We start from the raw sequence: 11776 nt of genomic DNA on the forward strand, positions 1-11776 counted from the left end.
GCCGGTATTTGCTAGGCTCGCATCCACCGCCCGCCTGCCATGTCCAAGACGCCCGCCGCCGCCCCGCCCCCGTTCGCGCCCGAGACGGACTGGGACCAGGTGCTGGCGCCGTTCGGGCCGGACCCGCACCCCCCGGCGGCCGACACGGTGGCGGACTCGGTCGCGGAGACGGTGGCCGGCACGCTGGCCGGCGCCCGCGCGGCGCTGGAGCGGCTGTCCACCTGGGTGCCCATCCGCTCGCTGGCCTGGCGCCACCGGCACCGCATCGTCGACCACCTGCTCGCGCTCGACCCGCGCGACCGCTACCTGCGCTTCGGCTACCCGGCGTCGGACGACCAGATCCGCCACTACGCCCTGGGCCTGGACTTCCGCCGCGACGAGGTGCTGGGCATCTTCAACCGCCGGCTGCAGCTGGTGGCCATGGCCCACCTGGCCTGCGCCGACTCCCGGCCGTCCGAGCCGGGCCGCAGCGCGGCGGAGTTCGGCGTCTCGGTGCTGCCGTCGTCGCGCGGCCGGGGCCTGGGGCGGCGGCTGTTCGACGCCGCCGCGCTGCACGCGCGCAACCGCGGCATCGACACGCTGTTCATCCACGCGCTCAGCGAGAACCGGCCGATGCTGCGCATCGCCCGCTCGGCGGGCGCCGTGGTCGAGCGCGACGGCAGCGAGTCCGCCGCCTGGCTGCGGCTGCCGCCGGACACCTTCGGCTCCCAGATGGAGCAGGCGCTGGAGCGCCACCTGGGCGAACTGGACTTCCACCTCAAGCGCCAGGCCAACGTGCTGGGCAGCCTCGTGGACGGCGTGGCCGAGGTCAAGGCGCATTTCGACGCCGCCGGGCGCACCGCCAAGGAGTGAGGCCGGCGCCGCTGCGGCGACACTCGCCGGATGCACGCTTCCCCTGACCTCGGCTTCGGCGACCTGACGCCGGAGTTCATGCTCGACGCCCTGGACGCCGCCGGCCTGCGCGCCGACGGCCGCATGCTGCAGCTCAATTCCTTCGAGAACCGCGTGCTGCAGCTGCACCTGGAGGACGGCCGGGTGGCCGTCGCCAAGTTCTACCGCCCGGGGCGCTGGAGCGATGCGCAGATCCTGGAGGAGCACGCCTTCGCCGCCGACCTGGCCGCCGCCGAGGTGCCGGTGGCCGCGCCGTGGCGGTTGGCCGGCGGCAGCACGCTCTTCCACGACCGGGGCCAGCGCCTGGCTGTCACGCCCCGCCAGGGCGGCCGGGGGCCGGAGCTGGAAGACCCCGAGGTGCTGCGCTGGACGGGCCGGCTGCTGGCCCGCCTGCACGACGTGGGCCGCCAGCGGCCGTTCGCCGAGCGGCTGACCTGGGCCAGCGCCGCGCCGGCCCGGGCCGCGCGCGACTGGCTGATGGCCCACGACGCCCTCCCGCCCGAGATCGCGCCGGCCTGGGACGACGCCGCGCGGCGCTGCATCGACGCGATCCAGGCCGCCTTCGACGGCCTGCCCGGCCTGCGGCTGACGCGCCTGCACGGCGACTGCCACCCCGGCAACATCCTGTGGACGCCCGACCGCGGGCCGCACTTCGTGGACCTGGACGACGCCGTCATGGGCCCCGCCGTGCAGGACCTGTGGATGCTGCTGCCGGGCGCGGCGGACGCGGCGCGCCCGTCCCTCGACGCCGTGCTGGCCGGCTACGAGCAGGTCGCCGGGTTCGACGACCGCGAGCTGCGCCTCATCGAGCCGCTGCGCACGATGCGCATGATCCACCACAGCGCCTGGCTGGCCCGCCGCTGGGGCGACCCGGCCTTCCCGCTGGCCTTCCCGTGGTTCGGCACGCCGAACTACTGGCTGGACCAGGTGGCCAAGCTGCGCGAGCAGCTGGAGGCGATGAAGCCCCGGGACGCCGCCCCGGCGCCGGTGCGCGACGAGGACGTGGCGGACTTCGACGGCGACGGGTTTGCCTGAGCCTAAATCCGGCAGTTGACCGCTTGCCACTCATCGAAAGCCCTGGTGTTTCAACACCTTGTCGCCGATGCGGAGATCACCACGTCGATGAGCACCGCTGCATGCCCGCTGGTCTGGCGCTGCGGGCCGCTGGCGGCGTTGCTTCTCCTCGTGGGCATCAGCCCACTTCGTCGGCGCGCCTTGCCAGCGGCCCGCCTCGCCAGCCCCTCGGGCATGCCCAACTGCCGGATTTAGGCTGACGCCCCCCCCGGTCGGGGCGCCCGGCGCAAAGGAAGGCCCCGCGCGGCACGCGGCCGGCGGGGCGAAAGGCGCTTCACGCCGCCCGGGACGGCACCGGGCGGTGCCATGGGGCTGCGGCGTGGATCACAGCGCAGGCGGCTGGCGCGGGCGACACGCGGGGCGTGACGCGGAGCGGGCCGGGCGGATGCTTGTCGTCATGGTCGCGGGCGGCTCGCGGCGCCGCCTCGCCAGGGGCCGCTGCGTTGCCGGGGGCCGTGCACTGGTGACGGGAGGCATCATCGGCGCGGCCGGCCCGGCCCGATGCGGCGAAGAGCCGGGGCGGCGGGCCGCTAATCCGGCAACGGGCGCCGTGCGGAGCGCGTGCGCCGGTTCTCAGGCGCCCAGCAGTTCGGCGAGCGCGCGGGCCACCACCTGCGTCGCGCGCCGCAGGTCGTCCAGCACCAGGTGCTCGTCGGCGCGCTTGGCGTTGCTCTCCAGCACCGTGCGCGGCCCGGCGCCGTAGATGGCGGCGGGGATGCCGTGGGCGGTGTACAGGCGCACGTCGGTGTACAGCGGCGTGCCGGAGGTGGGAATGTCTTCGCCGAACACGGCCCGGCCGTGCTTCTGCAGCGCGGCCACCAGCGGCGCGGCGCCGGGCAGCGGCCGCATGGCGCCGGTCAGCAGCAGGCGCCTGATGTCCAGCCTGACGCCGGGGCTGCGCGCCACGGCCTCGGCGATCAGCGTGCGCACCTCGGCCTCGACGGCGGCCGGGTCTTCCTCGGGGATCATGCGGCGGTCCAGCTTCAGCACCACCTTGCCCGGCACGACGTTGGTGTTGCTGCCGCCCTCGATGCGGCCGACGTTGAGGTAGGGGTGCGTGATGCCGGGCACGGCGGAGCGGCGCGTGCGCAGCTCGTCGTTGTGGGCGTACAGCGCGGTCAGCAGCCGGTTGGCGGCCTGCAGCGCGTCGATGCCGGTGTCGGGGTAGGCCGCGTGCGAGGCCAGCCCGTGCAGCGCCACCTCCAGCTGCAGGCAGCCGTTGTGCGCGGTGACGACCTGGTAGCTGAAGCCGGCGGCGACCAGGTAGTCGGGCCGGGTCAGGCCCTGCCGCAGCAGCCAGCCCGGGCCCAGCTCGCCGCCGAACTCCTCGTCGTAGGTGAAGTGCAGCTCGACGGCGCCGTCCAGCGGCAGGCCCGAGTGCTTCAGCGCCAGCAGCGCGAAGGTGTAGGTGGCGAAATCGCTCTTGCTGACGGCCGCCGCGCGGCCGTAGAGCCGGCCGTCGGCGATCTCGGCGCCATAGGGGTCGCGCGTCCAGCCGTCGCCCGGGGGCACCACGTCGCCGTGGGCGTTCAGCGCGATCGTCGGGCCGCCGGCGCCGAAGCGGTGGCGCACGATCAGGTTGGTGATGGACTGCAGACCGGCGGCCTGCACCTCGGCGGCCGGCACGGCGTGCCGCTCGACCTCGAAGCCCAGCGCGGCCAGCAGCTCGGCGGTGCGCTCCGCGTGCGGCGCGTTGTTGCCGGGCGGGGTGTCGGTGGGCAGGCGGACGAGCTGCTGGAGGAAGCGCACCTCGTCGTCGAAGTGCGCGGCGGTCCAGGCGTCGAGGCGGGTCAGGGCGTCGGTCATCATGGCTTGGGGCTGGGGTCGTCGAGGCCGCGCAGCAGGTGCTGGAAGGCCTGCACGGCCAGTTCCGCGTCGTCCGCCGTCACCGACTCCAGCGGGTTGTGGCTGATGCCGCCGTTGCCGCAGCGCACGAACAGCATGGCCTGCGGCAGCAGCTCGTGCAGCTTCATCGCGTCGTGGCCGGCGCCGGAGGGCAGGCGGTGGACGGGCAGGCCCAGCGCCGCGACGGCCGCCTCCCAGCGCGCCTGCCAGGCCGGGTCGCTGGGCGCGGCGTCGGCGGCCAGCGTGGGCTGCAGCGTGAAGCTGAGGCCGCGGCGCTGGCAGATGTCGGCCAGCCGGGTGTGCACGTCCAGGTCCAGCCGGTCGCGCGCCGCGTCGGTGGTGGCGCGCAGGTCCAGGCTGAAGCGGCAGCGGCCGGGGATGACGTTGATGGAGCCCGAGGGCACGTCCAGCATGCCCACGGTGCCGACCACGTCGGGCATGGCGGCGGCGCGCTGCTCGACGAACAGGACCAGCTCTGCCACGGCCGCCGCCGCGTCGCGGCGCTGGCCCATCGGCGTGGTGCCGGCGTGGCTGGCCAGGCCAGTGATTTCGCCGGTGTAGCGGCGGCTGCCGTTGATGCTGGTGACGATGCCCAGCGGCAGGTCCAGGCCGTCCAGCACCGGGCCTTGCTCGATGTGGACCTCGACGAAGCCGAGGTAGCGCGACGGGTCGCGCCGCAGCGGGCGGATGGCTTCCATCGTGCCGGGCAGGCCGGCGGCGCGCATCGCGTCGCGCAGCGTGATGCCGGCGGCGTCGGTGGCGTCCAGCCAGGCGGCCTGGAAGCCGCCGATGAGCGCGTTCGACGCGAGGAAATCGGCCGGAAAGCGCTGGCACTCCTCCTCGGAGAAGCCGACCACCTCCAGCCCGAACGGCAGGCGCTCGCCCGCGCGGTGCAGCTCGCGCACCGCCAGCATCGGCACGAGGATGCCGAGCCGCCCGTCGAACCAGCCCGCGCGCCGCACGGTGTCGTAGTGGCTGCCGGTCAGCAGTCGCCGGCCGCCCGTGCCGTGATAGATGCCGACGACGTTGCCGACCGCGTCGCGGCTGACCTCGTCGAAGCCGCATTCATCGCGCATCCAGGCCATCAGCTGCCCGGCGACGGCGGTGTGCTGGGGCGTGGCGTAGGTGCAGGCCAGCCACTCGGAGGCTTCGCTGTGCGTGGCCAGTTGGGCGGCCCAGTCCCACAGCTGCTCGCCCAGCACCGGCCGCAGGCCGAACCTGTCGTTCAGCCGGATCTCGGCGATGCGGTGGATCTGGCGCAGGCATTCGGCGCGTTCCACGTCCGGATGGGCGCGCAGCCGGCGCTCGAAGGTGGCGATGATCTGCTGCCGCGTCAGCCCCAGGCCGCGCGGCCCGCGCACGGCCAGGATGAAGGGCCAGCCGAAGCGGGCGTTGTAGGCCGCGTTGAGCCGCTGCAGCGTGGCGAACTCGTCCGGCGTGCAGGCGGTCAGGCCGGCCTGCTGCTGCTCGTTCGTCGATGCCGCCGTCAGCTCGCCCGCCACGGCGGCCTTGCCGGCCAGTTCGGGGTGGGCGCGGATCAGGCCCAGTTGTTCGTCCCGCGATGCGTCGCGCACCACGCGGGCCAGTGCCGCCTTCAGCGCGGCCAGCGTCCGGAACGGGCGGCCCGCCGCGGCGCGCTCGGCGATCCAGGGCGAGTGTTCGTAGGTGCCGTCCAGCAGCGCGACGAACTCGGCGGCGCTGGCGTCGTTGAGCGGGTCCAGGGTCATCATTCCCACACGAAAGCGGTCTTGGCGTCGAAGGGGTGCACGGCCTTCCAGTGCCGCGCGATGTCCAGCCGGCGGCACACCCACACGCGGTCGTGCGCCTCGACGTGGTCCAGGAAGCGCTGCAGCGCGCGCAGCCGCCCCGGGCGGCCGAGCAGCCGGCAGTGCATGCCGATGCTCATCATCCGCGGCGTCTCGGCCCCCTCGGCGTACAGCACGTCGAAGCTGTCGCGCAGGTACTCGAAGAAGGGCTGGCCATGGCTGAAGCCCTGCGGCAGCGCGAAGCGCATGTCGTTGCAGTCCAGCGTGTAGGGCACGACGAGGTGGGGGGCCAGCTCGCCGCTGGTCTTGCGCACCTGCAGCCAGAAGGGCAGGTCGTCGCCGTAGCAGTCGCTGTCGTACTCGAAGCCGCCGAAGTCGGCGACGAGCCGGCGCGTGTGCGGGCTGTCGCGGCCGGTGTACCAGCCCAGGCCGTGCGGGTCGCGGCCCAGCGTCAGGCGCTTGAGGCTGGCCATGGCCTGCGCCATGTGGGCGCGCTCGGTGTCCTCGTCCACGCCCTGGTAGTGGATCCAGCGCCAGCCGTGCGAGGCGATCTCGTGGTCCAGCTCGACGAAGGCCTGCGTCAGGTCCGGGTGGCGCTCCAGCGCCATGCCCACGCCGAACACGGTCAGCGGCAGCGCGCGCTGCTCGAACTCCTTCAGCAGCCGCCACACGCCCACGCGCGAGCCGTACTCGTAGAGGCTCTCCATGCTCAGGTGCCGCGCCGGGTAGCTGGCCGGGTTGGCCATCTCGGACAGGAACTGCTCGCTGCCCGCGTCGCCGTGCAGCACCGAGTTCTCGCCGCCTTCCTCGTAGTTGAGGACGAACTGCACCGCCACGCGGGCCTGGCCCGGCCATTGCGGATGGGGCGGGTGTTCGCCGTAGCCGACGAGATCGCGGGGGTAGCGTGCGGTGCTCATCCCTACACTTTGCATCAAGCCGCAAGCGGCATCGGGCCATGGAGCTTCAATGGGCAAACTGACAACACATGTGCTGGACACCGCCAACGGCTGCCCGGCGGCCGGCATGGCCGTGCGGCTGTACCGTTTCGAGGCGCAAGGCCCCAAATGGCTGCGCAGCCTGCACCTGAATGGCGACGGCCGCGCCGACGGGCCGCTGCTGGAGGGCGCCGATCTGGTGGCCGGCCGCTACCGCCTGGTGTTCGAGGTGGCCGCGTATTTCCGCCGCCTCGGCGCGGCGCTGCCGGAGCCGGCCTTCCTCGACGAGGTGCCGCTGGACTTCGGCATCGCCGATCCGGCCGGCCACTACCACGTGCCGCTGCTCGCGTCGCCGTGGAGCTATTCGACCTACCGTGGCAGCTGAGGCGCTCGTCCTCGTCACCGTGGCCCGCACCCGCGGCAGCGTGCCGCGCGAGGCCGGCGCGTGGATGGCGGTGGCGGCCGGCGGCATCACCGGCACCGTCGGCGGCGGGCACCTGGAGTTCGACGCCATCGCCCGCGCCCGCGCGGCGCTCGCCGGCGCCGACCTGGCGGCCGAAGTGCGCTACCCGCTCGGCCCCAGCCTGGGCCAGTGCTGCGGCGGCGTCGTGTGGCTGCGCTTCGAGCGCGTCGCGGCGGGGGAGGACCTCGCCGCGCGCCTGCCCGGCGAGGCGCTGCGGCCGCTGGCGCTGTTCGGCGCCGGCCACGTCGGCGACGCGATCGCGCGCATTGCCCGCGAGCTGCCGCTGGCGCTGCACTGGATCGACAGCCGCGACGGCCAGTTCCCCGCCGGGCCGCCCGTGCGCGGCTGGCGCCAGGAGGTGTGCAGCCCGGCGGCCGACGCCGTGGCCGACCTCGCGCCCGGCGCGGCCGTGCTGGTCATGAGCCACAGCCACGCGGAAGACTTCGACATCCTCGCCGCCTGCCTGCAGCGCCAGCGCGAGCGGCGCGACCTGCCCTTCATCGGCATGATCGGCAGCCGCACGAAGTGGGCGAGCTTCCGCCAGCGGCTGGCCGCGCGCGGCTTCGGCGAGGCGGAGTGGGGCCGGGTGGCCTGCCCGATCGGCGTGCCCGGCGTGGCGGGCAAGCAGCCGGCCGTCATCGCGGTGGCGGTGCTGGCGCAGGTGCTGGCGCTGCCTGCATAAACTCGCGCCCTGTCGCAGCGGCGTCGGGTCCGAATCCTGCAGGCGCGACGCCCGAGACCCCACAGCACCCGCCGTGGTGGGGCCGCACGAGGAATCACCGCGCATGGACATCTACCTGCTCGACTGGGCCAGCCTGCTGCTGCGCTGGCTGCACGTCATCACCGCCATCGCCTGGATCGGCGCGTCGTTCTACTTCGTCTGGCTGGACAACCACCTCGTCAGGCCGCAGGCCGCCGACCTGCAGGCCAAGGGCGTGGACGGCGAGCTGTGGGCGGTGCACGGCGGCGGCTTCTACAACCCGCAGAAATACAGGGCCGCGCCGGCCGACCTGCCCCGGGACCTGCACTGGTTCTACTGGGAGAGCTATTGGACGTGGATGAGCGGCTTCGCGCTGTTCGTCGTGCTCTACCTGTTCAACGCCGGCCAGATGCTGGTGGACGCGCGCGTGCACGCCTGGGGCGCGCCCTGGCAGGCGGTGTGCGCGGCGCTGGGCTTCCTCGTCATGGGCACGGTGGTGTATGAGATCGCCTGCCAGGCGCTGGGCCGCACCCGCGACGGCGGCATCGGCAACGACGGCCGGGTGCTGGCGGTCGTCGCGGTGTTCGTCGTGTTCGCGGCGTGGCTGGCGGGCCAGCTGTTCGCCGGCCGCGCGGCCTTCCTCATCGTCGGCGCCATGATCGCCACGCTGATGACGGCCAACGTGGCGCACTGGATCATCCCGGGCCAGCGCAAGGTGATCGCGCAGATGCGCGCGGGCGAGCCGGTCGACCCCCGCCACGGCCAGCGCGGCAAGCAGCGCAGCGTGCACAACACCTACTTCACGCTGCCGGTGCTGGTCGCCATGCTCAGCAACCACTACGGGCTGCTGTACCAGCACCCGCACAACTGGGCCGTGCTGAGCGCGCTGATGGCCGCGGGCGTGGCGATCCGCGTCTTCTTCGTGAAGCGCCACAAGGGCGTCAACAGCCTGGGCGCGGCCGCCGCGGCGCTGGCGCTGCTGGCCGGGCTGGTCGCGTGGCTGGCACCTCCGGCCGCGCCGCCCGCTGCGGCGCGGCCGCCGGTGACCCTGGGCGAGGTGCAGGCCGTCGTCGCGCAGCGCTGCGCCGTCTGCCATGCCGGCGCGGCCGCGCAGAAGGGCGTGCGGCTGGACTCCGCCGAGGCGCTGGCCGCGCACCGCGGGGCGATCTACCAGCAGGTCGTCGTGCAGCGCGCGATGCCGCTGGGCAACGCGACGGCCATGACCGATGACGAGCGCGCCCTGGTCGGCCGCTGGGCCGCGCAGCCGTGACGCCCGACCCGCGCGCGCTGCTGCGCCAGCTGCTGGACGTGGCCGTGGCGCGCGCGCTGCCGGCCGAGGTGCTGGCCGCCCACCTGCCGCCGCCGCCGGCCGGCCGCACGCTGGTGCTGGGCGCCGGCAAGGCCGGCGGCGCGATGGCGCAGGCGCTGGAGGCCGCCTGGCCGGCCGACGCGCCGCTGAGCGGCCTCGTCATCACCCGCTACGGCCATGTGCCGCCCGGCTACCGGCCGCGCCGGCTGGCGGTGGTGGAGGCCGCGCACCCGGTGCCGGACGCCGCCGGCCTGGCCGCCAGCGAACGGCTGCTGGCGCTGACCCGCGGCCTGACGGCGGACGACCTCGTCATCTGCCTGATCTCCGGCGGCGGCTCCGCGCTGCTGAGCCTGCCCGCGCCGGGCCTGACGCTGGCGGACAAGCAGGCCGTCAACCGCGCGCTGCTGCACAGCGGCGCGACCATCGCCGAGATGAACTGCGTGCGCAAGCACCTCTCGGCGATCAAGGGCGGCCGGCTGGCCGCGGCCTGCGCGCCGGCCCGCGTGCTGACGCTGACGATCAGCGACGTGCCGGGCGACGATCCCGCGGTCATCGCCTCCGGCCCCACGGTGGCCGACGCGACGACCTGCGCCGACGCGCTGGCGGTCTGCCGCCGCTATCGGCTCGACCTGCCGGACGGGGCCCGCGCCGGCCTGGCGTCGGGCGCGTTCGAGACGCCCAAGCCCGGCGACGCGCGGCTGGCCGGCCATGAACTCGTGATGCTCGCCACGCCGCAGATGAGCCTGGCGGCCGCGGCCGACGCGGCGCGCGCGCAGGGCCTCGCGGCGCACATCCTCAGCGACGAGATCGAGGGCGAGTCGCGCGTGGTCGGCGGCGTGCACGCGGCGCTGGCCCGCGCGGTGGCGCGGCGCGGCCAGCCCTTCGCCGGGCCCTGCGTGATCCTGTCCGGCGGCGAGACGACCGTGACCGTCGATTCCGGCAAGCCGGCCGGGCAGGGCGGCCGCGCCACCGAGTTCCTGCTCGGCTGCGCGCTGGCGCTGGACGGGGAGCCCGGCGTCCACGCGCTGGCGGCCGATACCGACGGCATCGACGGCGTCGGCCCGCATGCCGGCGCGCTGCTCACGCCCACCAGCCTGGCCCGTGCCCGCGCGCTGGGCCTGAACCCGCAGGCGCTGCTGGACGCGCACGACAGCGCCAGCTTCTTCGCGCCGCTGGGCGACCTGCTGGTCCCCGGCCCGACGTTCACCAACGTCAACGACTTCCGTGCATTGCTGATCGTTTAGCGCAGGTGAAGTGCGTGGCGGGCCCCGGTGCCCGGACCTAGACTGGTCGCATCCACCCGGGAGCCCTTCATGACCGTCACCGCCGAACGTTTTTTCGTCAAGCACAACGCCCTGCCGACCATGCCGGAGGTGGCCGCCCGGCTGCTGAAGAGCTTCGACGACGACAACGTGGGCCTGGGCCAGATCGCCGCGCTGGTCGAGAAGGACTCGACGCTGGCCGCCAAGGTGCTGCGCCTGGCCAACAGCGCGCACTACAGCCCGTCGCACCAGATCGCGTCCGTCATCGACGCCGCGCACGCGCTGGGCCTGGAGACGCTGCGCAACCTGGCCCTGGCCGCCTGTCTGAGCGCCGCCTTCCCGGTCGTGCAGGGCCTGGACCGCACGGTGTTCTGGCGCCACAGCGTCGCCACCGCGAACTACGCGCGCATCCTGGCCCGCATGCTGGGCGCCGACGGCGCCACGGCCGACACCGCCTACCTCGCCGGCCTGATGCTGCGCACCGGCCAGCTGCTGATGGCGCTGGACGCCCCCGAGCTCGTCGCCGACGTGGAGGCCCACGCCGCCGAGCCGGGCAGCCGCTTCTCGCTGGAGGCGCACCGCTTCGGCTGCACGCATGCCGACGTGACCGCCTCGCTCGCCGCGCACTGGCGCTTCCCGGCGGCGATGGTGACGGCCTTCGAGGACGCCAACGCGCCGCTGGAGGTCCGCCCGTTCTCGCTGATCGCCGCGGTGCTGCACCTGGCCGAGGTGCTGGCCGACGCGGCCCAGCGGCACGACGAGCCGGTGCCGGCGCTGCAGGCCGCGGTGCCCGAGCTGATCGAGCACCTGCACCTGGACCTCGAGCTGCTGGCCGCCAAGGTGGCCGCGGCCGGCGACCCGGCGGCGGAAGTCGAGCAGATGCTGCGCTGAGCCTCGGCGGCGCGACAGGCCCCGCCCGCTACAGGCAGCCGGCCTGCGGCGCCGCGGCGCTCGGCGCGCCATAGCCGAACTGCGCCCAGCGGGGCGGCTCGGCGCCGCCGGGCCGCAGCAGGAACACGTGGTGGAAGCTGGTGTCGCACAGATCCGGCAGCGCCGGCCCGCCCAGCGCGGCCAGCACCGCCGGGACGGTGTTGCCGTGGCCCACGACCAGCACCACGCCGGTCTGCGCCCGCACCTCGTCGGCCACCGCCTGCACGTGGCCGGCCCGGGCCTCGACCACCTGCGGCCGCAGGCCCAGCGCGCGGGCCAGCGGCGCGGCGGTGTCGCGCGTGCGGCGGTAGGGCGTCGTCACGATGGCGTTCACGCGCAGGCCGGCCAGCGCCTGGGCCAGCGCGTCGGCCCGCTGCTGGCCGGCGGGCGTCAGCGCGGGGTCGCCTGCCGGTTCGGCGGCGCGCTCCGCGTGGCGCACCAGCACGACGAGATCGGGCCCGGCCCCGGCGGGCAGGGCGAGCGCGGCGGCCAGCAGGCCGGCCGGCAGCAGGGGGGACAAGCGGGGCAAGGGCGGCATCGCGCTTCCATCAAGGGGTGGGCCGGGATTCTCGCCAGGCCCGCCAGTTACCATGCCGGCCCC

At 74.7% G+C, this 11776-nt stretch carries 11 protein-coding genes; 7 read left to right on the plus strand and 4 right to left on the minus strand.

The window, feature by feature from the left end; translation table 11 throughout:
- The first annotated feature begins 39 nt into the window (after window positions 1–39).
- The gene (locus QM788_RS02455) at window positions 40–852 is read left to right on the plus strand and encodes a GNAT family N-acetyltransferase (RefSeq protein WP_415659884.1); all 813 of its coding nucleotides are present in this window, start codon (window positions 40–42) and stop codon (window positions 850–852) included.
- A 30-nt stretch (window positions 853–882) separates the two neighbouring features.
- Entirely contained in the window at window positions 883–1926 is a 1044-nt protein-coding gene (locus tag QM788_RS02460) for a serine/threonine protein kinase (RefSeq protein ID WP_415659885.1), read from the plus strand.
- Window positions 1927–2538: 612 nt separating this feature from the next.
- On the opposite strand, the gene QM788_RS02465 is transcribed toward QM788_RS02460, so the two are convergent.
- Genes QM788_RS02465 through puuE form a run of 3 tightly spaced genes read right to left on the minus strand, consistent with a single transcriptional unit; the run spans window position 2539 to window position 6493 of the window.
- Entirely contained in the window at window positions 2539–3771 is a 1233-nt protein-coding gene (locus QM788_RS02465; RefSeq protein WP_415660308.1) for a M20/M25/M40 family metallo-hydrolase, read from the minus strand.
- On the minus strand, window positions 3771–5540 hold the full coding sequence (gene uraD / locus QM788_RS02470) for a 2-oxo-4-hydroxy-4-carboxy-5-ureidoimidazoline decarboxylase (protein ID WP_415660309.1): 1770 nt from the start codon (window positions 5538–5540) through the stop codon (window positions 3771–3773). The genes QM788_RS02465 and uraD overlap by 1 nt, the downstream gene beginning before the upstream one ends.
- The gene (gene puuE, locus QM788_RS02475) at window positions 5537–6493 is read right to left on the minus strand and encodes an allantoinase PuuE (protein ID WP_415659886.1); all 957 of its coding nucleotides are present in this window, start codon (window positions 6491–6493) and stop codon (window positions 5537–5539) included. Before puuE ends, uraD begins: the two co-directional genes overlap by 4 nt.
- 49 nt (window positions 6494–6542) lie before the next feature.
- Between puuE and uraH the strand changes: the two genes are divergently transcribed.
- The 5 genes from uraH (at window position 6543) to QM788_RS02500 (ending at window position 11136) form a co-directional block, all read left to right on the plus strand.
- On the plus strand, window positions 6543–6896 hold the full coding sequence (gene uraH, locus QM788_RS02480) for a hydroxyisourate hydrolase (protein WP_415659887.1): 354 nt from the start codon (window positions 6543–6545) through the stop codon (window positions 6894–6896).
- The gene (gene xdhC, locus QM788_RS02485) at window positions 6886–7656 is read left to right on the plus strand and encodes a xanthine dehydrogenase accessory protein XdhC (protein ID WP_415659888.1); all 771 of its coding nucleotides are present in this window, start codon (window positions 6886–6888) and stop codon (window positions 7654–7656) included. Before uraH ends, xdhC begins: the two co-directional genes overlap by 11 nt.
- Window positions 7657–7759: 103 nt before the next feature.
- Complete coding sequence (locus QM788_RS02490) at window positions 7760–8944, plus strand: urate hydroxylase PuuD (RefSeq protein ID WP_415659889.1); 1185 nt, start codon at window positions 7760–7762, stop codon at window positions 8942–8944.
- Window positions 8941–10227, plus strand: a complete 1287-nt coding sequence (locus QM788_RS02495) for a glycerate kinase type-2 family protein (protein WP_415659890.1) — start codon at window positions 8941–8943, stop codon at window positions 10225–10227. Before QM788_RS02490 ends, QM788_RS02495 begins: the two co-directional genes overlap by 4 nt.
- A 69-nt stretch (window positions 10228–10296) precedes the next feature.
- A complete protein-coding gene (locus QM788_RS02500) occupies window positions 10297–11136 on the plus strand; it encodes an HDOD domain-containing protein (RefSeq protein WP_415659891.1) in 840 nt (279 codons plus the stop codon).
- Window positions 11137–11164: 28 nt separating this feature from the next.
- Here QM788_RS02500 and QM788_RS02505 read toward each other — a convergent pair whose 3' ends face one another.
- The gene (locus tag QM788_RS02505; protein ID WP_415659892.1) at window positions 11165–11695 is read right to left on the minus strand and encodes a SixA phosphatase family protein; all 531 of its coding nucleotides are present in this window, start codon (window positions 11693–11695) and stop codon (window positions 11165–11167) included.
- Window positions 11696–11776: the final 81 nt, after the last annotated feature.

Origin of the sequence: Roseateles sp. (assembly GCF_047654785.1) — a bacterium.
GTDB lineage: Bacteria > Pseudomonadota > Gammaproteobacteria > Burkholderiales > Burkholderiaceae_C > Pelomonas.

Bases quoted from the DNA above. Each gene is read 5' to 3' on its own strand.
- QM788_RS02455 (WP_415659884.1), top strand. From the start codon at position 40: ATGTCCAAGACGCCCGCCGCCGCCCCGCCCCCGTTCGCGCCCGAGACG.
- QM788_RS02460 (WP_415659885.1), top strand. From the start codon at position 883: ATGCACGCTTCCCCTGACCTCGGCTTCGGCGACCTGACGCCGGAGTTC.
- QM788_RS02465 (WP_415660308.1), bottom strand. From the start codon at position 3,771: ATGACCGACGCCCTGACCCGCCTCGACGCCTGGACCGCCGCGCACTTC.
- uraD (WP_415660309.1), bottom strand. From the start codon at position 5,540: ATGATGACCCTGGACCCGCTCAACGACGCCAGCGCCGCCGAGTTCGTC.
- puuE (WP_415659886.1), bottom strand. From the start codon at position 6,493: ATGAGCACCGCACGCTACCCCCGCGATCTCGTCGGCTACGGCGAACAC.
- uraH (WP_415659887.1), top strand. From the start codon at position 6,543: ATGGGCAAACTGACAACACATGTGCTGGACACCGCCAACGGCTGCCCG.
- QM788_RS02490 (WP_415659889.1), top strand. From the start codon at position 7,760: ATGGACATCTACCTGCTCGACTGGGCCAGCCTGCTGCTGCGCTGGCTG.
- QM788_RS02500 (WP_415659891.1), top strand. From the start codon at position 10,297: ATGACCGTCACCGCCGAACGTTTTTTCGTCAAGCACAACGCCCTGCCG.